Origin of the sequence: Brachybacterium sp. 107 (assembly GCF_052379725.1) — a bacterium.
Lineage (GTDB): Bacteria > Actinomycetota > Actinomycetes > Actinomycetales > Dermabacteraceae > Brachybacterium.
Window position 1 is genome coordinate 1 of the sequence record NZ_JBQSYW010000011.1, and the last position, 24,633, is coordinate 24,633.

Here is a 24,633-nt window from a genome sequence, read left to right on the forward strand (position 1 = left end):
GGCGGCCCATTTGCGGTCTCTCCGCCATTAGTCGATGAGTCCGAGGGCCTCGATCGGCAGCCGCGAGGACCTGCGAGCAGGAGCAATAGAGCGATCCTGACGAACTTCAATGCCGTCGTTGCGGTAGAGCTGAGTCCATTTCGTCAGGGTCGATTGGGCGACCCTACCTCGGCGGCGACGTGGGTGATTGGATGACCATCAACTTCGACACGTTGGACCAGGCGGAGTCTTTCGGCAGGAACCAGCGACGAAGCGCGGGGCCATGGGATGGGCCTCTTCCAGCAGATGGACGTCTTCAGCACCACCCGTCGTGCAGTCCAGGAGTCCATTCCTTCATCCCTGCTCCGTGACTACTAGGTCGTGCCCTGCAACAGCTAGGGCGCCCAATTCCGTCAGCTCTTTCAAGGTGTTCGTGACGTCATGACCTCATTTTGCTGGTTCCTGTTGATGCCCTCCAAAAGGTGAAATCTATGCCTCCATCGGGGAGGTGTTCGGTGCGCCTCGATAGATTGTCAGTCTGTGCTTGGCCAGCCCACGCAGGCATGACAGCAAGCCCGGGCATCTCGCGGTGAACCTCGGTGGATCAGGTTCGGTGGCGAGCCCAAGGAGGGGCATGGAGTGCCGTTGAACGTGCTCGCGAGGCCAAGAGCTGGCTCTACAGTGAGAACCACACGCCACGAGACGAAGGAGCCGGCTGATGTCTGTGGGACGCACGGAAGCGGACGTCAACCTCGCGGACCGCACAAAGATGGCGCATCAGGTCTGCGCAGGACTGGCCGTCGTCTCCTTGCTGATCTGCATCGTCTCGCCCTTGGTCAGCAGCCAGGTGTTCCTGATCGTGCCGCTCTTCGGGCTGGCATCCATGGCTGTCGGGATCTACGGCAGGGCGTGGTGGGGGTGCGTCGCCGGGCTTCTGGAGTTGATCTCCCCGGCGGTCCTCATCTACCTCACCTACTACCTCCTGGCACACGGCGCGTGAGCGACTCGTCGTCGGCGGAGATGAAGGACGACGGAGCACAAGGCTCGAGGAAGGACCCCCATGGCGGGCGCCAGCACAGCAACGGACCCGAGCACGGTCACGGACTACTTCGCGCAGGTCCTGCGCCGCCAGCCGCTCGAGGAGGTGGCTTTCCAGCGCAGCTCGGTGTTCGTCGCGACCCCACGGGAGCGGATCGCCGAAGGCTCCCTGACCTCGGAGCACACGCAAGCGCTGTTCGACGCCCACGACAGGGAGGCCGAGCGCTCCAGGTCGGAGAAGGACAAGAACAAGGCGCCCGATGCCTCGATCTCCGTGGCGATCTCACTCGCCTCTGTCCCGGAACAGCGCGGATCCACCCAGCAGGGGATCCTGCTGCTCGCGGCCACGCTGAAACGCGACGGCACGCTGGAGCCCGACCTCGAGACCGGCACCTCCCCGTGGGTCCCGGCCGAGCGACTGATCGCTCCGGCAGTGACAGAGCGCGAGGTGATGGTTGGGGACCTCCGGAACTTCTGGGTGTTCACCCGCACCGAGCTCGCCGCCGAGGCCTCCCGCTGCGAGAGCGTCGCCGACGCGATGAAGCTCGCCGGACGACTGTTCACCAGCGTCGCGGGCAGGTCGCTCGACGACTTTGCGACGGAGCACACCGAGGCCGGTCGCATCGTCGAGCGCGAGCTCTGCTACGTCCAGGAACATGATCGGATCAATGCCGTCGGTGCACTCCTCGACGTCTACGAGGCGCTCGACCGTGAGCCGGAGCTGCCTCCGATCCTCGAGCAGATGATCACCGGGTGGGACGGCCAGCGGATCCCAGAAGAGCGGATCCACGTCGGCGACGGTCTGCTCTGGAACGCACGCCTGGCCTGCGGTTCCATGAACGACGAGAACCCGCTCACCGCCTCGCAGCGTCGGGCGGTCCACGCCTTCCTCCAGGGAGGGGAGGGCGAGGTCACCGCCGTGAGCGGCCCGCCGGGAACAGGCAAGACCACGATGCTGCAGGCGATCGTGGCGGGGATGATCACCCGTCGGGCGCTGGAGCGCGAGGACGCCCCGGTCATCGTCGGCACCTCCACCAACAATCAGGCCGTCACGAACATCATCGCCTCGTTCGCCTCCGTGACGAAGAAGGACCCAGGCATCCTGGATCTGCGCTGGCTGCCCCAGGAGCGCGACGGGGGAGCGTCCGAGGAGCCGCTGCGGTCCCTCGCCGTGTACTGCCCCGCGAAGGCGAAGCTCTCCGCCGCGAAGAAGCAGTATCTCGTCGAGCAGAAGGACCGCAGCGAGCTCTACGCGGACTACAGCAGCCCGGGCTACCTCGCCGACGCTCGCGATCATTTCCAGGCCCAGGTGCACTACTTCTTCGGCAGCATCGAGGATCCTGCTCGCGTCCAGGACTGGCTCCACGACGCGCTGACGGAGGTCGACGGATATCGACTCGCGCTGCTGGGAGCCATGAATGCCGACGGCCGCTCGGAGGACTATCTGCAGCTGTGCGCCGAGGTGGAGGAGTGCACGCATCTGCGCGAGCTCGGCGCCCTCTCAGATCTTCGCGACTGCACGAGCCTCGAGGAGCTCGACAAGGCACTCGACACGACGCTCCGGTACGCCGAGTTCTGGCTCGCCGTGCACTACTACGAGGCGGAATGGTTGCTCGCCAAGCACCTGGGCAGAACCAAGCGGTTCAAGAGCACTGTGGACGTTCTGCCACTCGTCTGGCCGCAGGCGGCTGCCCTCACCCCCTGCTTCGTGATGACCCTCTACCAGGTTCCCAAGTACTTCGGCCGCTACACGATGCCGGGCGAACCCAAGGCCTTCGACGTGGGCCGTATCGACCTGCTCATCGTCGACGAGGCCGGGCAGGTGGACACCCCGCTTGCTCTGCCGGTGATCGCGCTCGCCCGGCGCGCTCTCGTCGTGGGCGATGAGAAGCAGCTGGCACCGGTATGGGCGCTCGACGAGGAGACCGACCGGGAGATCGCTGAGGGAGCCGGCATCGAGGCGGGGGAGTGGGCCAACGATCTGCGCGAACGCGGAGTGACCGCCTCCGCGCCCTCGAGCCTGATGCGGGCCGCGAGCCACGCCTCACGATGGAGCTTCGGCGACGACGAGCCCGGACTCCTGCTGCGCGAGCACTTCCGCTGCCACGCCGACATCATCGGCTTCAGCAACGAATTGCTCTACGACGGGCTGCTGGAGCCCATGCGCGCAGCGAAGAATTCATTGCTCCATGGGATCCGCCCGGCATTCGAGTGGATCGACGTCCAAGACTCGGAAGACTCCCGTCGGGGCTCGAGCCGCGTCAACGAGCCGGAGGCGAAGGCGATCGCCGCCTGGATCGTCGAGAACTTCGCGAGCTTCTACGACCTCTACCACCACCAGCAGAAAGAGCCAGACAAGAAGGTCGACGCGGCAGCTCTCATCGGCGTCGTCACGCCCTTCCGCGCGCAGGCTGACGTCATCACCGAGGAGATCCGGAAGGCCGCCCGCGCCGCGGACGCCGATGCGGAGCTCCCGACGAACCTCGCGGACAAGATCACCGTGGGCACGGCGCACCGACTGCAGGGGGCCGAACGGCCGATCATCCTGTTCTCCGCCGTCTACGGCAGCGGCAGTCCCCAGGCCGGGTTCATCGATAAGAACCCCGAGCTCATGAACGTCGCCGTCTCCAGGGCGAAGGATCTGCTCGTCGTGTTCGCGGCGCCGAATCGCTGGGACAACGGCAAGATCTTCTCCGTGATGTCCCGCTTCGCGACGCGGGCGGCGAGGACCGAGACTGTCGAGGCCGAGGAGCCCGTAGCGTCCACGGACCAGACCGAGGGCGAGGTGCCGAGCATCGCCGTCCCGGACCCCGAGCGGCCCGAAGTGCTCCCGGATCCTGCATCCACGTCAGTACCCGAGGTGACCCGCCCGGCTGCGCCGGCCCAGAGCACCGCGTCCGCAGCGGCACAGCAGGGCACGCTGTCCACGGTGCTCGGCAGGTGGCGCGAGGCGGGAGAGCTCCATGAGGACGACGCTGACCTGGGCACCCCCGCTCTCAACCTGCGCCTCGCCGACGCCGGTGTGCTCGTCGGCAAACCGGGGGAGTGGGCGCCGACGCGGCTCGCCGAAGTGCTGGGCGTGCTGGAGGTCGAGCGCAGCACGTACACCTCTCTGGAGTACACGCCGCATATGCAGGAGCTGCTGTTGGGGCTGTATCGGGACGGGCGGCTCTGACGATCGTCTGACTCTCGAGCGCCGTGGCAGTTTCCGGTTCGTCCGTCGGACCCTTCCGACACACTCGTGCTATCAGATACGGCAGTACCGATGGAAGGCGATCCGATGACCACCGAGACGTTCTCCCGTGCAGGCACCTCTCTCATCGACGACGCACCGCTGGACGCGGCAGGGCTCTCCGAAGATGGCATCCGACGTGCCCTCGACCTCAGCCAGCAGGGATTCCTGGCGAGTGAGATCGCGGAGATGCTCGAGGCCCGTCTCGACGATGTGGACGCCGCGCTCGGAGCGCTGGTTCCTGGCGGAGCGCTCGCGATTCGTACGGCATTGAGGCGCCGTCTGCGCGGCTGGCGCGGTGAGCACGGCGACGACACCTGGTCCGAGGCGGAGGCAGCCTTCGGCGTTCCTCATGCCCACGTGCTGCGCATGGTGCGGGCCCCGCGGGACCAGGAGGCGGGCATCGTCGAGCTGGGGGAGCCTGGCTTCCTCGATACCGTCCTCTCCGGGGAGGAGTGCGCCGACGCCCGGGCCGCACGCTGCGCGCAACTCTACGCGTTCGGGGCGACCCTTCAGGAGGTAGGCGACCTCTTCGGGGTGACGCGCGAGCGGATCCGCCAGATTCTCGGGCGGAGCACGCCCTGGTCCAGCACTGACCTGAACGTCGCTGCGAAGGCGCTGCGTGAGGCTCGCCGACGGGAGCAGGAGGCTGCCGTGCAGGCGTGGTCACTTACCCATCCGGCGGCACCGATCGCAGCGTCCGTCGTGGAGCTCGGGCTCTCCGAGGATCAGGTGCGTGAGAAGCTCGGGCGACTCAGGAGCCGGCACGAATCCACCTTCGCGACCAGCCGCACTCCGACGCGTCGCACGCAGGAGCAGATCATCGAAGATCTCCGCACCTTCTATGCCGAGACGGGAAAGCTCACCTGTCAGGCTTTCTCCGACTGGGCTCGTGAGCAGGACGTCCCGGGTCACCAGACCGCCGCGATCCGCTTCGGTACGTGGAACGAAGCGCTTCGCGCGGCAGGCGTCGCCGAGGCGACGGGTGCCCCGCGCAGTGCTTTCACCGACGACGACCTCTGGGCCGCCGTGATCTCTGCGGTGCGCGCGCCCGACGGCGGTACGACATATCGCGCGGTCTCGGAGTGGCTCGCAGCGCGCCCGGCGGCGCCGTCCGGAGTGCTCATCCGGCATCGACTGCGTGGACCGCATGCCCGGAGCTGGGTCGAGATCATCACGACCGCCCTGGAGGCGGTCAACGACCCGAGCGCTCTGGACCCGACCTGGGTCGACGCCGTGACGGCCACGCGTGATTGGGACACGCCGCGCGAGGAGATCACCCCGATCGAGCACATCCTAGAAGCGGTGCGGGAGCTCGGACCGATGGTCACCACGAACCAGTACCGTGACTGGGCGCGGGCGAACGGCCGCCCGACGATGCAGACCCTGCAGCGTCGCAGCGGAAAGGTCTGGTCCGAGATGCTCGCCGAGGCCGGAGGCACGCCGAACGCCTCGAAGGTCAAGGGCCGCAGCCGTGACGAGGTGGGGGAGTTCGTGGACCGGTTCCTCGACGATCGCCCCGAGGGGACCAGCAGCGAATACAGCGCGTGGGCTCCCGACCGCTCCGCACCGTCACTCTCCACCGTCGTCGATCGATTCGATTCCTGGTCCGCAGCGATCGAGGGCGCGCGCTCGTCGGGCCGGAAGGTGATCTGATCACGGCCAGTCGGCCTGGGTTCCACTGGTGCTTCACCCGACCGCGGAAGTCAGGCCCGGAGGTATGCCATCCGTTCAACCGCCGAATGCCAGGACGGTTCCGATGAGGGCGACGGTGAGCTCCTCGCCGGGGTACTCCTCGCGGATGTAGTCGACGGCGTCGAGATACTGCTGCTGGCGTTTCGGGCTGAGGGAGTCCCAGGCATGACGATCCGCGTCGGTGACGAAGTCCGGGTACTCGTTGCTCTGGTCGGTGTCGCTCATCAGAAGTCCTCCATCGTGACGCGTCGATCGGGGTGAGGACAGCAGGTTCTCCAAGGGGTGCGACATCCGGCAGGTGGCCGCTCCTGCGTCTGGCCAGATGGGGGCTTCGACAGCGTCGGGCTGGGGCTGCTCGAACGCCGTCGCCCAACGGGCTGTCCCCCGGCCGAGCTACGCTCGTTCCATGAGTTCCTCCCGTTGCCAACCCTGCCCGCCGGGCGGGGACAGCACTGGAAGGAACACCCATGGACAACACCCACGACTGGCCGCAGAAGAACCGGCTTCCTGAGGGGTATCAGCCGTTCACGAAGGCCGATCTGCTCGACTTCCTCGCCGAAGCAGGCGATCGTGACACCCCGATCTGGATCGACAACTACTGGCAGCCGGTCCGCGGGATCACGCAGCGGCCCATCGAGCTGATGGGTTGCTCGGAGGACGGCATCCACCTCGGGTAGAGCGGCGGGGGGAGGGACGACACCCTGGATCGGAGCGGCGCCTGGTGGTCCGCGCAACGTCACTGGCACCCTGGCGACCGAACACGTGGCTCCGTCCACAGGTGATTGGGATTATCCCAACCGAGGAGTACGGTCGAAAGATGACAACCATCGGAGGCCGTGTCCGCACTGCGATGCTCAGCGCGGGGATTCAGCAGAAGCAGCTTGCACAGCGTGTGGGGATGACTCCCGACGCGCTGTCCCGTGCGCTCAATGACCAGCGAGGCTTCGCGGCAACCGAACTCGCCGACATCGCTGTGGAACTCGACGCCGATGTCCACGAGCTCATCACAGGGGACCCGGATCCGCATCGGCTCGTGCTCTCCGCGCGTCACTCCTTCGATCACGAGACCGGATCGCGAAGCGTCGACGGCCTCGACGGTGACAGGGCGCTTCTTGCAGACGTGCGCCTCGCCTTCGCGCAGGCCGGTGACCTCCAGCCTGGCGCGGAGCTGCCTACCGACGTCGAGAAGGTCCGGCGACTTCTCCCCGAGGAGTTCGTGCGCACGTTCATCGACCACCTCGCGGAGATCGAGGTCGACGTGGTGCGCATCGCGGGGCTCAGCACGGCCTACTCATCCACCGTCGAGGGCAGGTCCGTCATCCTGCTCCCGGAGAGTGGCAACTGGTTCTACGAGAACTGGTCGCTCGCCCACGAGCTCGGCCATCTGGCCCTCGGCCATGCGGGCGTCATCCCCGGCTCGAGCGAATTCGATGCGAGGGAGGGAGAGGCGAATGCGTTCGCCGCCGAGCTTCTCCTGCCCGAGGCGCGGATGCGGGAGAGGGCGTGGGATGAGGTCGGCCTGCGCACCGTCGCCGACGTGATCTGGGAATGGGGTGTCTCGACGGAGGCCCTGCGACGCAGGCTGAATGCCCTCGCGCTCGAACCGTCGCCCGAGGTCCAGGAAGTGCTGACCTGGACCACGCAGAAGCTTCTGCGACGTCACTGGTCGGGAGCGAAGCTCGGTGACCCGATCACCCGGCGCATGACGGAAGCGGGCGAGCGCCGCTTCCCCGCCTGGCTCCAGGAGGCGCACCTCGAGCGGATCGCCGAGGGCGCGGTCGGCAAAGGAACGCTCGCGTGGATGCTCGGCGTTCCCGCGGAGACGCTCGAGGTCGACGAGCCCGAAGGCTCCACCGAACTCTCCGACAACGCGCTCGCCGCGCTGCTCGGGTGATCGGCGATGACCGACGCGCCCCTTCTGTTCTTCCACGACGCGTCGCGGTGGGGGCCGAGCCCCCTCACCTCGCGTCCGCTACGCCATCTCCGCGACCTGCGCCCCGTCGTCCGCGATCGCGAAGACGTGCAGGTTCTCGTTGCTCGGGAAGGTCACGGCGGCGATCTGCGTCCCCTCGGGCGGGGACCAGGCGTCGGTTGCGAAGAGATAGGTGGTGCTCGCCCCGCCGGAGTTGTGGTCCATCGTCGCGACCACCGTGTTGCCGTCGATCGGGGAGCCGTCCTCAGTCGGCAGCACCCAGTCCCCGAGAGCGATCGGCACCTCCTGTGTGGTGCCGTCGGTGAGCTCGACGGAGACCGTGTCGTCGACGTTGCCGTGGGTACCCACACCCACGAAGGAGATCGACTCTGCCGCGCGGGGCAGCTCGACCCGCTGCCCGTCGGCGGTCAGGGCGTTCGGACTGCCCGGGGCCACGTCGGGCCACGAGAAGGCCAGGCCGTGCACCTCATGTTCGGAGCCCGGCACGAGACCCGCGTCGGCCAGCGCCTCCTGCGACAGGCTGTTGCCCGACCCGTCGAGATCTCCCGGTGAGGAGCCGTCGTCCGGGGCGCTGCCGACGGTGTCGAATGCCGCTGTGAGCGACCCGGGCGGGGCGACGCGAAGCCGGATCGGCAGCGTCCTGACCTCGTCGGACCCCTTGCGACCCACCGTGAGCTCAACGTCATGGTCCCCTACGGCGACCTCGTCGGAGACGGTGAGGTCGATATCGGCGACCACCTGCCCGGAGCTGTCAGGGCGCAGGGGCCGTGCCGTGGCGGAGATGCCTTCAGGAGCGTCCACATCGACGGCCACCGGACGGTGATTCCCGCCGAATGCCTGCACGGTGGTCGTGACGGTCGCGGACTCTCCCGGCGCGACGGTGCGGAAGGACGGAGTCGCCGTCGCGACGAGCTCGGATTCGCCCTCACGGAACGACGGCGGAGCCGCCTCCTCGCCGGTGCCCCAGACCTGATCCGGGGAATCGGACATCGACAGGTCGATGACGCCGCCCTCGGCGATCAGGTCCTCGGGCAGGGAGGTCCGCTCCCACGGCTCCCCGTCGACCTCCATGCCGGCGATGTATCTGCCGCCCTCGGCGGCGCCCGGGGCGAGGATCTCCAGCTGGCGATCCTCGCCCAGGTCGATCGCGACCCGTTCGAAGCGCGGGGCGTTGAGGGTCAGCACGTCGGTGCCGGGCGTGGATGGGTACAGCCCCATCGCGGCCCACACGTACCACCCGGCCTGCGCACCGAGGTCGTCATTGCCGGGCTTGCCGTTCGGCGTGGGCTGGAACAGCTCATCGACGATGTCGTCGACGAGCTCCGAGGTGCGCGCCGGCTGGCCGACGTAGTTGTACAGCCAGGGCACACCGAAGTTCGGCTCGTTACCGATCCACAGCTTCGGTGAACCGTCACCGGCGTTGTGCTCGGTGGTGAACTCGTCGAGCCGCGCGCTCGCCGCCTCTCTCCCGCCGAGCGCCTCGACCAGGCCGGCGACGTTCTGGGGGACCAGCCAGGTGTACTGATGGTCGTTGCCCTCGTCGAAGCCCTCCTGCCCGAAGCCCGATCCGGCGCTCGGCTCGATGAACTCCCCGGATTCGGAGCGGGCGGACATCAGATCGGTGGCCGGATCGTAGATGTTCTGCCAGTACTGCCCGCGTTCCTGGAACTCGGCCGCGACCTCGTCCCGGCCGGTGGCCGTGGCCAGCTGCCCGATCGCGAAGTCGGCGATCGACCACTCCAGGGTCACCGAGGCGCCGACGATCCGGTGGTCGCCGCGGAAGTCCTCGGTCTGGGGGCCGTACCCGAGCTCGAGGTAGCTCTCGAGCCCGGGGCGCTGCACGTACCCGTCGGTGTCCGCAGGGGTCTGCGTGGCGCCCTTGATCATGTGGTCCAGGGCGGAGTCCACGTCGAAATCACGGGCGCCGAAGGCGTGCAGGGACGCGATCAGCGGCACGGAGGAGTCGCCCGTCATCTGCCCTGTCGGTTGATTCGCCACCGGCCATCGTGGGAGCCACCCGAACTGCTCCGCGTCGTTGACCAGGGACTGCGCCATGTCGGAGGCACGCTCCGGAGCGATGATCGCGTGAAGGGCAGCGAGCGAGCGGTAGGTGTCCCAGTCGGAGAAGTTGGCGTACTGGGTGTGGCCCGGGTCGACCTCGTGGATCTCGCCGTCGAAGCCGGCGTAGCGCCCGTCGACGTCGTTGAAGGTGTTCGGGTGCATCAGCGAGTGGTACAGCGAGGTATAGAACATCGTGGTGTCGGTGTCGGCCCCTCCGGAGACCTCGATCCTGCCGAGCATCTCGGCCCAGGCGTCACGGTTGGCCTGTTGGAGGGAGTCCACGTCCCACTCGGGGATCTCCTCGGCGAGGTTCGCCGCGGCCCCGGCTGCGTCCACGTAGGAGATGGACGACTTGACGGTGACCTCGGAGCCGGCCGGGAAGGTGAGCCAGGCGCCGGCCGCCTGCCCGGAGGCGGTCGCCTCGCCCGGACGGAGCTCGCCGTCCTGCCAGGTGCCGAAGTCCTCGACGGCGGTGTCGAACTCCATGACGAAATGGGTGGTGTGCTGGTTGTCCTTCCCGCAGAACCCGCCGGTGGTCACGGCACCGGTCACGGTGCTCCCGTCGACCTGCAGGTCGACGTCGTACACGCTGGCCTTCGAGCCGCCGGCGTCGAGGATCACCTGGGCCGGCTCGGCCTCCGGGAAGTCGAACGTCATGCCGGCGGAGCGGGTGGCGGCGAAAAGCTCGACGTCGATGTCCGAGTTCTCCAGCGTGACGGCGTACTTCCCGACCTCGGCGGACTCGGCGTCGTGCGAGAACTGCTCGGTGCGGTCCCATGGCGCCTCGCCGATGTCCCCGGTGACCGGGAGCAGCGGAAGGTCGCCGAACACGTTGCAGCCCGCCGCCGCGTGGGTCAGGCTGAAGCCGCTGATCTCGGAGTCGGAGTGGCGATAGCCCGCATAGGAGCTCGGGGTGTCGGGCGAGACCTGCACCATCCCGAAGGGCATCGACGGGCCGGGGAAGTTGTTGATCTCCCCGACCACCGCCCCCGTCGCCGCACCGGTGCCCACCATCGGGTCGACGTGGTCGAGAGGATCGTGCACCGCCGCGTCGGTCCCGCTCGAGGGAGGGGCCGCCGTCGCGGCGCCGACCGTCCCGCCGACGCTCAGCGCCAGTGCCGTCAGCAGTGCCGCGGCACCGCGCGCTGCTCGTGATCTGGTCAAGGGTCTCATCGCGAATCATCCGCTCAGTTCGTGCCGGGCCGCTGTGCCCGAGCCACTGCGGGCCCGCGTCATCGCGAGCCTCCGGGTGACACCTCTCCACCCGGGAGCAGGGTTCCAGCCGCATGACAACCTTGTCAACGGGCGGGCAAGGGTGTTTACTCGGTGGCGTCCGAGGATGACCGCGCCGAGTGCACGCAGCAGCTCGACCCAGGGCTGCGACGTCTCGGCGCGACCGTCGGACGTCCCGCCTTCCCTCCGACAGCTGGGGTGATCGACGCTCCAGCCCGTCCCTCACGATGATGTGACGACGAAAGGACCGCCATGCGCTGGCGCACCGCACTCTCCACCACTGCCGCCGTAGGACTGCTCTCGATGGGCATCGCCCTGCCCGCCCACGGGGCGCTGACCACGTACTGCCTGGGCACCGCTGCCGACGTGACCGTCCCCGGGGACCTGGTCGTCCGCGCCGACCAGTCCTGCGACCTGTCCGGCGTGACCGTGACCGGGGACGTCACCGTTCGAGCGGGGGCGGATCTGATCGCCCAGGGTTCCACGTTCGACGGCAACCTCCGTGTGCAGGAGGATGCCTATCTCGACGCGAAGGGGTCGACCATCGCGGGCAAACTGGTCCTGCGTTCGGCCTACGGCGCCTACGTCGAGGACGGCGCCGTCGCCGGCCGCACCGACGCCCAGGAGTCAGGATTCCTCTACAGCCTGGGCTCGGAGCACGGTGCCAGGGTCGTCGCCGCGAGCGGGGAGACCTACCTCGACGGGTCCGTGATCCGAGGCGACGTCACCACGACCGACGAGCACCTCACGGACGTCTACGACAGCTGGATCACCGGCGATCTGAGCGTGACCGGCGCCGCCGAGGGCGGGCTGCTGTGCACCAGCGAGGTCGACGGCGACCTCAGCTACGCGGGCAGCGGGGGAGTGGTGCAGATCAGCGCCGGCGCACCGGTCGGACCCTGCGGCGTCAGCTACGTCGGCGGCGACGTCGCGCTGACGGACAACACGGACGGCGTGCTCATCAGCAGCACGATCGTCCGCGGCGACCTGCGCTGCAACGGGAACGACCCGGCCCCGACCGGCACCGACAACCGCGTGCGCGGAGCATCCGAGGGCCAATGCGCCGAGCTCGCCGCGCCGGCGGACACCTCCGGCGGCGCCCGGCTCGCGCCGCAGCAGGTCGACGACCGCCGCGCCGGCGTCCTGGAGAAGGCCGGGGCCCGCGCCGCCGAGGGCGAGCGGGAGGCCGCCGCCGCGGGCAGCGCCGAGATCGGCGGCTGACCCGCACCCGGCGATCGTCGTGCAGCCCGGAGCCCGTCCCTGATCAGGGGCGGGCTCCGGCTATGTGGCGAGGAATTCCGGGCAGTGACCGAATCTCGACGAATCGGACATCTTTGGCAAGAGGGGTTCCCGGGGGTGACGTAGGTCGCTACCATCGCAGATGACATCGTTGTCAAAGGCGTGTCGGCACCGGAGCCCGCAGGGAGAGCCTCACCCACGGAGCACGGCGGCCGGGCACCTCATGAGGGGAACCACCACATGTCCAAGACCAGCAGCAGACGTCTTCCGCGCTCGGCCCGAGTCTCCCGAGCAGCCCTCGCGGCAGCGCTCATCCTCGGCCTGACGGTCCTGCCGCCGGCGGCCGCCGCGCCCAACGCACCGGACGCTCCGGGCACCACGTCCGAGGAGCCCGCACCGCGCTTCTCGACCTCGTACGAGACCGACGACCCGGAGCTCGACTGGACCGATCAGGCCGAGACCCGCCCCGACGGGACCCCCTGGTCCGAGAACATCGCCACCTCGTCGGTCCCCGGCGACCTGACCTCGCGCGTCAGCGCCGTGACCGCGAGTGCCGAGAACTCGCCGCAGGAATCGGCGGCGAAGGCGGTGGACGGGAGCTCCGCATCGAAGTGGCTGGCCTTCGACTCCGCGGCCTGGCTGCAGATCGAACTCGAGGAACCGCTCGTGGTCGCCGACTACCTCCTGACCTCCGCCGATGACTCGCCCGAGCGGGATCCGAAGGACTGGACCCTGCAGGGTTCGACCGACGGCGCCACTTGGACCACCCTGGACACCCAGGCGGACCAGTCGTTCGAAGGGCGCAGCTCCGCGAACACCTACGAGACCGACAACACCACCGCGTACCCGTTCTACCGACTCGACATCTCCGCCGTCGCCAGTGGGGACACCGTCCAGCTCGCCGAACTCACTCTGTCTGACGGCTCCGCCGAGGCCGATCCCGGAATGCAGGTCACGCCCGGCAGCGGCCCCGCCGCGGCGTACGCGTCGGCGACCGAGGTCGGATTCACCGGAGTGGGCTCCCTGCGCTACTCCGGCAGCACGACCTCCGAGGACGGCGGCCACCACTGGCAGAAGCTGCACGACGTGGATCTCCCCATCGCCGCGGACACCGAGCTCAGCTACCGCATCTTCCCGGAGTTCGGGGGCGACCTGAGCTACGCCTCGACGAACGCCGCGATCGACCTCGCCTTCACCGACGGCACCTACCTCAGCGAGCTCGACGCGCAGGACCAGTACCGGTTCGACAGCTCACCCGCCGGGCAAGGAGAGTCCAAGGCCCTCTTCACCGACCAGTGGAACCAGCGCACGCTGCGGCTGGGCGAGGTCGCGGAGGGCAAGACCATCGACCGCATCCTGCTCGGCTACGACGCCGCCGTCGGGCCCGTCGGCTTCGCCGGCTGGATCGACGACATCGAGATCGCCGAACGCCCGGTCCAGAGCGAGGAGCGTCCCTCGGACTGGGTCGACACCCGCCGCGGGACCCATTCCTCCGGCGACTACTCGCGCGGGAACAATCTGCCTGCCACCGTGGTGCCGCACGGCTTCAACTTCTGGACCCCGGTCACGGATGCCAGCGCACTGAACTGGCCCTACTCGTATCACCAGGACAACGACGAGCAGAACCGTCCGCAGCTGCAGGCCTTCGCCGCCAGCCACGCCCCGAGCCCCTGGATGGGTGACCGACAGACCTTCCAGTTCATGCCTTCGACTGATGAAGGCGCCCCGGAGACCGACCGGGACGCTCGGGCGATGACGTTCTCCCATGACAAGGAGAAGGCCACCGCCCATCACTACAGCGTCGAGTTCGACAACGGCATGGTCACCGAGATGGCGCCGACCGACCACGCTGCGCTGGTCCGTTTCGACTTCCCGGAGGGCGACGCCTCCGTCATCTTCGACAACGTCGATGACGACTCCGGTCTCACGCTGAACGACGACGGCACCGTGTCCGGGTACTCCGACGTGCGCAGCGGACTGTCCGCCGGCGCCACGCGCCTGTTCGTCCACGCCGAGTTCGACCAGGAGGTGGTCGAGCAGGACGCCGAGGATGGGAACACCGGCTGGGTGCGGCTCGCGCCCGAGGCCGACGGCAGCGCCACGATGCGCATCGCCACCTCGCTGATCAGCCTGGAGCAGGCGAAGCGGAACCTGGAGCAGGAGATCGCGGCGGACGACACCCTCGACACCGTGCGCGACCGCGCGCAGGCGGCCTGGGACGAGAAGCTGTCGATCATCGAGGTCGAAGGCGCCTCGCCGGACGAGCTCACCACCCTCTACTCGAACCTGTATCGCCTCAGCGCCTACCCGAACTCGGGGTTCGAGAACACCGGCACCCTGGAGGAGCCGCAGTTCCAGTACGCCTCCCCGGTCTCGGACCCGACAGGAGAGAGCACCGAGACCGAGACCGGTGCGAAGATCGTCGACGGCAAGATCTATGTCAACAACGGCTTCTGGGACACGTACCGGACAGCCTGGCCCGCGTACAGCCTGCTCATGCCCGATGACGCGAGCGAACTGGTCGACGGCTTCGTACAGCAGTACCGCGACGGCGGCTGGGTCTCCCGCTGGTCCTCGCCCGGCTACGCGAACCTGATGACCGGCACCAGCTCCGACGCCGCCTTCGCCGACGCCTACACCAAGGGAGTCGAGCTCCCGGATCCGATGGGCACCTACGAGGCCGGCCTCAAGAATGCGACCGTCACCCCGCCCGGCAGCGCGACGGACTCCGACGTCGGCCGCAAGGGGCTGGGCACCTCCATCTTCCGCGGCTGGACCGATACCGAGGTCGGCGAGGGAACCTCCTGGGGGCTCGAGGGCGGCATCAACGACTTCGCCCTGGCCCAGCAGGCCGAGCAGCTCGCCGCGGAACCGGGGCTGAGCGACGCCGACCAGGAGCGGCTCCACACCGAGTCCGCCTACCTCGAGGCACGGTCGAACAACTACGTCAACCACTTCGATCCGGAGGCCGGCTTCTTCCAGGGCCGCAATGACGACGGCAGCTTCCGCTACGCGCCCGACGAGTACGACCCGAGGTCCTGGGGAGAGCACGACTACACCGAGACCAACGGCTGGAACTTCGCCTTCCACGCCCCGTTCGACGGGCAGGGCCTCGCGAACCTGTACGGCGGTCGAGAGGACCTGGCGAAGAAGCTCGACGAGTTCTACTCGACCCCGGAGACGGCCGGATTCCCCGGCACCTACGGCGGCACCATCCACGAGATGACCGAGGCCCGCGACGTCAGGATGGGTCAGTGGGGGTTCTCGAACCAGGTCTCCCACCACATCCCGTTCGCCTATATCGACGCCGGCCAGCCCTGGAAGACCCAGCAGATCACCCGTGAGGTGCAGTCGCGCCACTTCGTGGGCAGCGACATCGGCCAGGGCTATGCGGGCGACGAGGACAACGGGGAGACCTCGGCCTGGTGGCTGTTCACCATGCTCGGGCTCTATCCGCAGCAGCTCGGGGACGGCACCTACGCCGTGACCTCGCCGCTGTTCACGAAGGCGACAGTCCATCTCCCAGGCGGTGAGGACATCGTCGTCAACGCCCCCGAGAACAGCACCGAGAACATCTATGTCCAGTCCCTCGCGGTCGACGGCGAGAACCGGGAGCAGGCCTGGATCGACCACGAGACGCTCGCCGACGGCGCCGTCCTCGACTTCACGATGGGCCCGGAGCCCTCCGACTGGGGAGCGGATCCCGAGGACGCCCGTCCGTCGCCCACCACGGGCGATGAGCCCCCGGAGCCGCTCACCGATCTCCTGGCCGACCCGGCGCAGGTGGGAGGGGTCGAGGGCGCGGAGCAGGTTGTCGACGACGACTCGTCGACCCAGCTCGTCCTCACCCCGGAGGACGCCCTCACCTATCAGTCGGACACCCCGCGCAATGAGGTCACGATGTACACGCTGACCTCGGGCGACGACTCCGTCGGACATCCGACCGCGTGGGTCGTGGAGGGCTCGCGCGATGGCGAACGGTGGTACGAGATCGACCGCCGCGAGGGCGAGGCCTTCGACTGGGAGAACCAGACCCGGCCGTTCCAGGCCACAGGGACGCGCGGCCCGGGCACGTACACCCACTACCGGCTGCGGGTGCTCGAAGGATCTTCCGACGAGATCGGGCTCGCCGAGCTCGAGTTCTTCGACATCGACGTCGACCAGCCCGCCACCGAGAAGTAGGAGCAGACGATGTCGCATCGCCGCCTCGCCCCGTTCATCGCGTTCGCAGCCGCACTGAGCCTGGCCGCCCCGCTCGCCTCCGCCGCGCCGACGGACGCGGCCTCCCCGGCCGACTCGGTCGACCTCGTGAACCCCTTCATCGGCTCCCAGGCCGAGGGGAACACCTTTCCCGGAGCGAGCCTGCCCTTCGGGATGGTGCAGCTCTCCCCGGACACCGGGCACTACGCCGGGTACCGGTACACCGACGACCGCATCCGGGGCTTCTCGATGACCCACGTCTCGGGCGTGGGCTGCGGGCTGGGCGGCGATCTGCCCATGACCCCGATGACCGGACGGCCGGACTCCACCGACTACGGCGAGTACGCGCAGCCCTTCCGGCACGAGACCGAATCGGCCTCCCCGGGGTCCTACCAGGTGACCCTCGATGACCCTGATGGTGCGGTGACCGCGGAGCTCACCGCCACCACCCGCACCGGGCAGCAGCGACTGACCTACGAGGGCTCCGAGGAGTCGGGCCTGATGCTCAACGCCGGGCAGGCGCTGCACGGGATGAGGAGCTCGAAGGTCGAGGTCCTCGACGCCCGCACGATCCGCACGACGGTCGAGGGCTCCGGCTTCTGCCAGGAGACCGAGCCGTACACGCTGCACTTCCTGACCACCTTCGACCGCGACATCGAGAACGTCGACCTCTTCGACGGCGACGAGTTCACCGCCGCGAGCACCGATGGCTCCGCCGCCACCGAGGGGGAGTCGCGGCAGGGAGCCTGGATCGGCTTCGACACCACGCAGGACCAGGACGTCGAGGTCACCACCTCGTTGTCCTGGGTCGACGCGGAGGGTGCCGCCGGGAACCTGGCCGAGGAGGGCGGGCGCAGCTTCGACGAGGTGCGTGATGCCGCCCGCAGCGTCTGGCAGGAGCGGCTCGACGCCATCGCGGTCGAGGGCGGGACCGAGGAGCAGCAGAGCACCTTCTACTCCTCCCTGTACCGCAGCCTGCTGGGACCGCACCGCGGCGACGACGTCGACGGCCGCTACCTGGGCTGGGACGACGAGGTCCACACCGCTGACGGCCACGGGTACTACCAGACCTCCTCGCTGTGGGACACCTACCGCACCCAGATCCAGCTGCTGGCGCTGATCGCCCCGCAGGAGGCGCGGGACCAGTCGATCTCCCTGATCCTGCAGGGCGAGCAGAGCGGGCGGCTCCCGCGCTGGGGATGGGGACCGGTCGAGACCAACGTGATGACCGGCGACCCCGTCACCCCGCAGCTCGTCACGGCCCAGCAGTACGGACTCCTCGAGGGCTGGGAGGATCGACTCTGGACGCAGCTGGTCCAGAACGCCGACACCGTCCCGTCGTCGGACCATCCGGCCAACGGGCGCGCCGGCAACGACCACTACCTCGAGCACGGGTACGTGCCCGCCGAGACCGGGGCGGAGTGCAGACCGGGCGACTGCGACCTGGACCATGCAGGGTCGGCGACGATGGAGTACGCGGTCGCCGATGCGGCGATGTCGGTGCTCGCCGAGGACCTCGGCCACGAGGACGACGCGCTCCGCTACGCCGAGCGTTCCCGCTCCTGGGAGAGCATCATCAACCCGGATACAGGGTTCCCCCAGCCCCGCGATGCCGACGGGGTCTTCGTCGGCGATCCGGACCCGGCCTTCACCAAGGGGTTCCATGAGGGCACCTCCTGGCAGTACAACTGGCTGGTCCCGCAGGACGTGCCGGGGCTGATCGCGAAGATCGGCGGCACGGAGGCCACCAACGAGCGTCTGGACAGCTTCTTCGCCTACGACCAGCTGCTCACGGACCCCGAGGGGACCGCCCGCGACGTCTGGGTCAACAGCGCCTACGACTACTACGGGACCTCCCGCTACAACCCGCAGAACGAGCCGGACCTGCACGCCCCCTACCTCTACCTGTGGACGGGGCAGCCCTGGAAGAGCTCGGACGTGGTGCGGGCGGCGCTCACCCTGTTCTCGGACAACCCCTCCGGCATCACCGGCAATGACGACGTCGGCACCATGTCCGCCTGGCACGTGCTGTCCTCGCTGGGCATCTACCCGGCGATCGCCGGCACTGACGTCCTGACGATCGGGTCCCCGGTCTTCGACCGCGCCGTGATCGACCTGCCGGAGCCGTTCTACGACGGTGATCTGGTGATCGAGGCGCCCGGCACCTCGCAGGACGCCCGCTATGTCCAGCAGGTGGAGCTCGACGGCCGCACGCACCGCCAGAGCTGGCTGACCGCCGCCGACCTGCGCGACGGGGCGGACCTCGATATCGGCCTCGGCACCGAGCCCTCGGACTGGGCCACCCGCCGCGGCGAGCAGCCGCCGGCCCCGGTCCCCGGGCGTGGAGAGCGACAGCAGGAGGATCTCGGCGCCGCGCTCACCACCGAGGCGCCGCTGACAGTGATCTCGGGCGAGGAGACGACGATCGACGCCACTGTGTCGGCCGTGCTGACCGGGCGCGGCGAGATCACGGCCGACGTCGCCCTCACCTCCGACGATGCTGTCGCCGTGACCCCGGAGCAGGGGGAGCTGCGCGTGCAGGGAGACGGTTCCCCGCAGCGCGCCGAGCTGCCCGTGACGCTGACCGTCCCGGCCGATGCTCCCGCGGGCGAGCACACCGTCACCGCGACGGTGACCTCCCGGCTCGGCACCGTCGAGTCCGAGCTGGTGGTGGAGGTGCTGGATACCGGCTGCGAGGCGGCGGGCTCCCAGTGCATCGTGCCGCTGGAGGATGCGCTCACCCTGGACGGCGTCGCCACGCTCGAGGACACCTCGGCGGGGGACTTCGACGGAAAGGGATGGGCCTTCGCGGGCGATGAGCTGCCGGCGCCCGGCGAGGCGCTGGTCGACGACGTGGTGATGCGGATCCCCTCGACCGAGGGCACGGACCCGAACCTGGCGGTCGGCCCCTTCACTGTCGAGGTCGGGCAGCTCACCCAGCGGCTGACCCTGCTCGCCACCGCCCGCAACGGCGATACGAGCGACGTGCCGCTGACCCTCACCTACGCCGACGGCAGCGCCGAGGAGACCACGGTCTCGGTCGGGGACTGGGCAGGCGGCTCACCGAAGTTCGACAACCGGCCGGGCCTCCACCAGGAGTACCGGATCGAGAACGGGGTCGGCCGGGTAGGACCGGAGACCGATCTGTGGCTGCTCGACGTCCCGGCCGACCCGACCCGGGAACTGACCTCGATCACGGTCGGCGACGACCCCGACCTCGCCGTGATGGCGGTGACGGCGCAGCGCGCCTGACCCGCGCCGCCGCAGAGGCGGGCCGGATCGCCGCAGCGTGGTCACTCCAGCGGCGTCGCCGTGGAGCGGCGCACGACCAGCTCGGTCGGCAGCCGCACCCGGCGGCGCCGCCCTGCTCGGCCATGGATCCTCTCCAGCAGCATCTCGGCGCCGACGGTCCCCATGTCGGCGGGGGAGTTCGAGACCACGCTGACCCCCAGCACGTCGGCGAGCTCGACGTCGTCGAAACCGATCAGCGCGGGAGGATGCGCGGCGTCCGCCACCGCGCGCATCCCGCCGACCGCCATCCGGTTGTTGGTGGCGAACACCGCGGTGGGCGGGGAGGGTAGTGTCAGCAGCTGTCGCATCGCGGCCTCGGCCCCGTCGGCGTCGTGGGCGTCGGTGATGATGAGACCCTCGTCGATCGGCACCTCGGCCTCGGCCAGGGCGCGGCGCACGCCGGCGATCCGCTCGCGATGGGTGGGCAGAGAGCCGAGATCGCCGATGACTCCGATCCGCCGGTGCCCCTGGGCCAGCAGGTGGTCGATGGCCGCACGGGATCCTCCGACGTTGTCGAACATGACCTCGTCGACCTCCAGGCCGTGGCCCGGTCGGTCCAGGAACACCGTCGGGGTGCGGCTCTCCGCGTGATGCTGCAGATGACGGTGGTCCGTGCGCGAGGAGACGACGAGCAGGCCGGCGACACGACGCTCGAGGAAACCGCTGATGACGCGTGCCTCCGAGGCCGGGTCCTCGTCGCTGACTCCTGTGAACAGGAGCAGGCCCTGTGCAGCCAGCACCTGGCCGGCGGCATAGGCGATCGCCAGGTAGAACGGGTTGGAGACATCCGCGATGACCATCGCGACGACGTTCGATGTGCTGTGCGAGCGCAGGTCGCGCGCCAGGAGGTTCGGGCGGTACCCGAGCTCGGCGGCTGCCTGCTTCACCCGCTCGTAGGTGATCGGCGCGACGTGCGCCTCATCATTGAGCGCGCGGGACGCCGTCTTGATGCTGACCCCGGCGGTCTCGGCGACCTGTCGCAGCGTGGGGAGCCCCCGCAACGCGTCGTGCGTGGACATTGGGCTCCCTCGACAACTGCTCCGGCATGGTTGTCAGCATGATAGTCGCGCCCTCTCCGCCCTGTTCTCAGCCGCCACATCCGCACGACTGCCGCAGGGTCAGGGTCGTCCCGAGGACCAGATGCTCCACCGGCAGCGAGTGGTCTTCGAGGCGCGCGAGCAGTCGCTCCGTGGCGCGGTGGCCGAGCTGCCCCGGGTCCTGCTTCACCACGCTGATCGCGGGGTCGAACAGGTCCGCGTGGCCGAAGTCGTCGAAGCCCATCAGGGCGATCTCCCGCTGCAGCCCTCGCTGCTGGAGGGCCCTCACCGCTCCCGTGGTGATCTGGTTGCGGGCGGTGAACACCGCGGTCGGCGGGTCGTCGCCGTCGAGGAGGCCGAGCAGCGCTTGCACGATCTCCGCCTCGGTCGTGAGTCCGTCGACGACCTGGAGGTCGTTCGCGGGCAGTCCGGCGTCCTCCCATCGGCGTCGCGCACCGGCGATGCGCTGGGCAGCAGTGTGCAGCGTACCGAGATGGGTGAGTACCGCGACGCGGCGATGTCCGTGGTCGATGAGGTGCGCGATCGCGTCCCGGGCGCCCTGGGTGCTGTCTGCCATCACCGTGTCCACTGTGATCCCGTGGGGTGGGCGGTCGACGGCCACGATCGGGGTGCCCAGGTCGATCTCGTGCTGGAGGTAGGAGAGATCGCCGGGGGAGGGCATGAGGACGAGCCCGTCCACACGACGGGCCAGGAGGCCGAGTGCGAGCTGGCGCTCGCGGTCGGGATCCTCGTCGGTGCTTCCCGTGAAGATGCTGACGCGGTGCTGTTGAGCGGCGTCCTCGATCGCTCGGTGGAGGGCGGCGTCGAACTCGTTGTCGACGCTCGCGACGAGGAGCCCGAGGCTGTCGGTGCGGCCGGTGGCGCGTCGCAGGTTCCCGGCGATCATGTCGCGCCTGTAGTGCAGCTCGGCGGCGGCCAGATGCACCCTCTCCGCTGTCCGCTCGGTGACCCCGGGCTCCCCGTTGATCACGCGGGAGACCGTCTTGAAGCCCACGCCGGCGCGTGCGGCGACGTCCTTCATCGTGGGGCGTTTCCTCGCCACCAAGGGCTCCTCTCAACAGAGGTGGCTCCATGGTCGAGCGACCATGGAGCCACCTGCTGCGTTTCGTCCTGCGGGAGGGTTCAGCCGTCCAGGAGTGCCAGGCGATCGGGGTCGTCGGCGAAGACCTCCTTGGCGTTCTCCTTCGTCACCACCACCGGGTCCAGGGCGTAGATCGGTACGTCGATCGTCCCGTTGTTCTCGGTCTCGTCGGCCGCCGGGGGCTCCTCGCCCTTCTGGTAGGCGGAGATGATCTCGATGGTCTTCGCGACGAGGTCCTTCGTGGGCTTGTGGACGGTGGAGTACTGATCGCCCTTCCAGATGGAGGTGATCGATTCGGTCTCTGCGTCCAGGCCGTCGACGACGGGGACGTCCTGGCCGGCGGCCGTGCAGGACGTGATGATCGCGCGGGCGATCCCGTCGTTGGGGGACAGTGCGCCGTCGATCTGCTTGTCGGAGTAGTTCGCTGCGAGGATCGAGTCCATGCGGCTCTGGGCCTTGCCGTTGTCCCAGTCCTGGGTGGCGGCCTGCTGGAAGTCCACCTGCCCGGAGACGACCACGACGGTGCCGTCGTCGATCTTCGGCTGGAGCACGGACATCGCGCCGGTGAAGAAGTTCGGGGCGTTGGGGTCCGCGGGGCCGCCGCCGAACAGCTCGATGTTGTAGGGGCCCTTTCCCTTGCGCTCGGCGAGGCCGTCGAGCAGCGACTGGCCCTGCAGCTCGCCGGTGCGGATGCTGCCGAACTGCACCACGGCGTCGACCGCGTCGGTGTTCTCGATCAGTCGGTCGTAGCCGATGATCCGCACGCCGGCGTCCTTCGCGGCCTTCAGGGCGCTGCCGAGCTGGGTGCCGTCGATGGGGCCGACGACGATCGCCTTCGCCCCCTGCTGGACCATGGCCTCGATCTGCTGCTGCTGCTGAGGCACCTTGTTGTCTGCCGCCTGGACGAGCGCGGTGAAGCCGGCCTCTTCGAGCTGCGCGGTGAACAGGTCCTGGGCCTCTGCCCAGTTCTGCGTGCCGAGCCAGGGGAGGGAGACTCCGACGGTCGCGTCGGCGTCGAACCCGCCGCCGGCGCCCGAGTCCCCGCCGCTGGTGTCCTCGGCGGTGCGGCCTCCGCCGCACGCGGCGAGGAGGAGGGAACTGGCTGCGGCGACGCCGCCCAGGGCGAACGTCCTTCTCTTCACGCTCGTCATGCTCGTCACGGTCTTCGTGGTCTTCATGGGATCTCCTTATGAGGATGGGTGCCCGCCATCGGGCTCCCAGATGAGGTGATGCGGGGTGAGGTGATGTGGGAGAGGGCGGTGCGCCCGGGGTGGCTGTCGCCCGGTCGCCCAGGGGACTGCGCCCGGCCGCCCAGGGGGATTACTGCCCGGTTGCGCCGGGAGTCGTGGGGGCGATCTGCACGGTCTCGGTGGTGGTCTCCGACTTGGTCCGGTCGCCGAAGAGGCGCCCGCTGATCGAGGGGCGGCCCTGCTGCTTGTTGTAGACGTCGAAGGCGACGGCGGCGAGGAGCACGAGTCCCTTGATCACCTGGGTCTTGTCCTGGCCGACTCCCATGAGGAACAGGCCGGAGTTCAGCGTGGCCATCACGAGGCCGCCGATCATGGTCGCGGTGACGGTGCCGATCCCGCCGGAGACGGCGGCGCCGCCGATGAACACCGCGGCGATCGCGTCGAGCTCCCACATGTTGCCGTCCGAGGGGCCGGCGGAGGTGGCCCGGGCGACGAACAGGATTCCGGCGAGAGCGGCGAGGAAGGACATGTTCATCATGACCAGGAAGTACACCCGGTTGACGCTGACCCCGGAGAGGGCCGCGGCCTGCTTGTTGCCGCCCACGGCGTAGATGTGGCGGCCGAACGTGGTGCGCTGGGTGATGACGTGGTAGATGATCACGAGCGCCACGAGGATCAGGCCGGGCACCGGGAAGGACGTGCCGGGGCGGCCGGAGCCGAACAGGAAGGTGACATAGGCGAGGACCGCGCCGACGAGCACCACGCGGATGATCACGGCGGTGAAATTCAGGCCGGTCTCGCCGTCGGCGACCCGGCGGCGGTAGGTGCTGATCTGGCTCCACGCGTACAGCGCGATCGCGAGGATCCCCAGCAGCAGGGTGGAGTTGTTGAGGTAGGTCCAGCCCGGGCCCCATTCGGGGAGGTAGCCCGCGCCCAGCACGTTCAGCTCGGGCGGCACGGGGACGCTCACGGACCCGCTGATCCAGATCACGCCGCCGCGGAAGAGCATCATGCCGGCCAGCGTGGTGATGAACCCGGGGATCCCGATCTTCGCGAGCCAGAAGCCGTGCCAGCAGCCGATGAGGGCGCCGATCACGAGGCCGGCCAGCAGCGCCGCCCACCACGGGAAGTGGAGGTCGCGCGCGGAGAGGGCGACGCACATGCCGACGAACCCGGCGACCGAGCCGACGGACAGGTCGATGTGGCCGATGACGATCACCATCACCATGCCGATCGCGAGGATCAGCACGTAGGCGTTGCCGGCGATGAGGTTCTGCATGTTCCCGGGGGTGAGCATCTTGCCCCCGGAGGCGAGGTGGAACCCCAGGAGGAGCGCCACGAGGGCGAACACCATCGTGAACTGACGGAAGTCCGTGCCGAATACCTGTTTCACTACATTCATT

At 68.9% G+C, this 24,633-nt stretch carries 14 protein-coding genes; 8 read left to right on the forward strand and 6 right to left on the reverse strand.

The window, feature by feature from the left end; translation table 11 throughout:
* Positions 1 to 697: 697 nt before the first annotated feature.
* The 3 genes from ACT3UL_RS12525 (at position 698) to ACT3UL_RS12535 (ending at position 5,905) form a co-directional block, all read left to right on the forward strand.
* The gene (locus ACT3UL_RS12525; RefSeq protein WP_343926361.1) at positions 698 to 979 is read left to right on the forward strand and encodes a hypothetical protein; all 282 of its coding nucleotides are present in this window, start codon (positions 698 to 700) and stop codon (positions 977 to 979) included.
* A 60-nt stretch (positions 980 to 1,039) separates the two neighbouring features.
* Complete coding sequence (locus ACT3UL_RS12530; protein WP_444578590.1) at positions 1,040 to 4,192, forward strand: DEAD/DEAH box helicase; 3,153 nt, start codon at positions 1,040 to 1,042, stop codon at positions 4,190 to 4,192.
* A gap of 105 nt (positions 4,193 to 4,297) precedes the next feature.
* A complete protein-coding gene (locus ACT3UL_RS12535) occupies positions 4,298 to 5,905 on the forward strand; it encodes a homing endonuclease associated repeat-containing protein (protein ID WP_441448885.1) in 1,608 nt (535 codons plus the stop codon).
* Positions 5,906 to 5,980: 75 nt separating this feature from the next.
* Here the strand turns inward: ACT3UL_RS12535 and ACT3UL_RS12540 are convergent, their stop codons facing one another.
* Positions 5,981 to 6,169, reverse strand: a complete 189-nt coding sequence (locus tag ACT3UL_RS12540) for a hypothetical protein (protein ID WP_444578591.1) — start codon at positions 6,167 to 6,169, stop codon at positions 5,981 to 5,983.
* Positions 6,170 to 6,411: 242 nt separating this feature from the next.
* On the opposite strand from ACT3UL_RS12540, the gene ACT3UL_RS12545 reads away from it, so the two are divergent.
* Positions 6,412 to 6,621: a hypothetical protein gene (locus tag ACT3UL_RS12545; protein ID WP_343922990.1), complete on the forward strand. Its 210-nt coding sequence runs from the start codon at positions 6,412 to 6,414 to the stop codon at positions 6,619 to 6,621.
* Positions 6,622 to 6,761: 140 nt separating this feature from the next.
* Entirely contained in the window at positions 6,762 to 7,838 is a 1,077-nt protein-coding gene (locus ACT3UL_RS12550; RefSeq protein WP_444578592.1) for a helix-turn-helix domain-containing protein, read from the forward strand.
* 78 nt (positions 7,839 to 7,916) lie between these two features.
* Here the strand turns inward: ACT3UL_RS12550 and ACT3UL_RS12555 are convergent, their stop codons facing one another.
* Positions 7,917 to 11,102 (reverse strand): GH92 family glycosyl hydrolase, encoded by a 3,186-nt coding sequence (locus tag ACT3UL_RS12555; protein ID WP_444578593.1) that lies wholly within the window; start codon positions 11,100 to 11,102, stop codon positions 7,917 to 7,919.
* Positions 11,103 to 11,423: 321 nt separating this feature from the next.
* On the opposite strand from ACT3UL_RS12555, the gene ACT3UL_RS12560 reads away from it, so the two are divergent.
* The 3 genes from ACT3UL_RS12560 to ACT3UL_RS12570 all read left to right on the forward strand — a co-directional run bounded on the left by ACT3UL_RS12560 (position 11,424) and on the right by ACT3UL_RS12570 (position 19,862).
* On the forward strand, positions 11,424 to 12,392 hold the full coding sequence (locus ACT3UL_RS12560) for a hypothetical protein (protein WP_444578594.1): 969 nt from the start codon (positions 11,424 to 11,426) through the stop codon (positions 12,390 to 12,392).
* A 258-nt stretch (positions 12,393 to 12,650) separates the two neighbouring features.
* Complete coding sequence (locus ACT3UL_RS12565; protein WP_444578595.1) at positions 12,651 to 16,592, forward strand: GH92 family glycosyl hydrolase; 3,942 nt, start codon at positions 12,651 to 12,653, stop codon at positions 16,590 to 16,592.
* A 9-nt stretch (positions 16,593 to 16,601) separates the two neighbouring features.
* Positions 16,602 to 19,862 carry a GH92 family glycosyl hydrolase gene (locus tag ACT3UL_RS12570; protein ID WP_444578596.1) on the forward strand — a complete coding sequence of 1,087 codons (3,261 nt, stop codon included), beginning with the start codon at positions 16,602 to 16,604 and terminating at the stop codon, positions 19,860 to 19,862.
* Between the two features lie 41 nt (positions 19,863 to 19,903).
* On the opposite strand, the gene ACT3UL_RS12575 is transcribed toward ACT3UL_RS12570, so the two are convergent.
* The 4 genes from ACT3UL_RS12575 to ACT3UL_RS12590 form a co-directional block, all read right to left on the reverse strand.
* On the reverse strand, positions 19,904 to 20,920 hold the full coding sequence (locus ACT3UL_RS12575; protein WP_444578597.1) for a LacI family DNA-binding transcriptional regulator: 1,017 nt from the start codon (positions 20,918 to 20,920) through the stop codon (positions 19,904 to 19,906).
* 67 nt (positions 20,921 to 20,987) lie between these two features.
* Positions 20,988 to 22,001: a LacI family DNA-binding transcriptional regulator gene (locus ACT3UL_RS12580; RefSeq protein ID WP_444578598.1), complete on the reverse strand. Its 1,014-nt coding sequence runs from the start codon at positions 21,999 to 22,001 to the stop codon at positions 20,988 to 20,990.
* 80 nt (positions 22,002 to 22,081) lie between these two features.
* Positions 22,082 to 23,218, reverse strand: a complete 1,137-nt coding sequence (locus ACT3UL_RS12585; RefSeq protein WP_444578599.1) for a substrate-binding domain-containing protein — start codon at positions 23,216 to 23,218, stop codon at positions 22,082 to 22,084.
* 142 nt (positions 23,219 to 23,360) lie between these two features.
* Entirely contained in the window at positions 23,361 to 24,632 is a 1,272-nt protein-coding gene (locus ACT3UL_RS12590; RefSeq protein WP_444578600.1) for a sugar ABC transporter permease, read from the reverse strand.
* Position 24,633 lies beyond the last annotated feature (1 nt).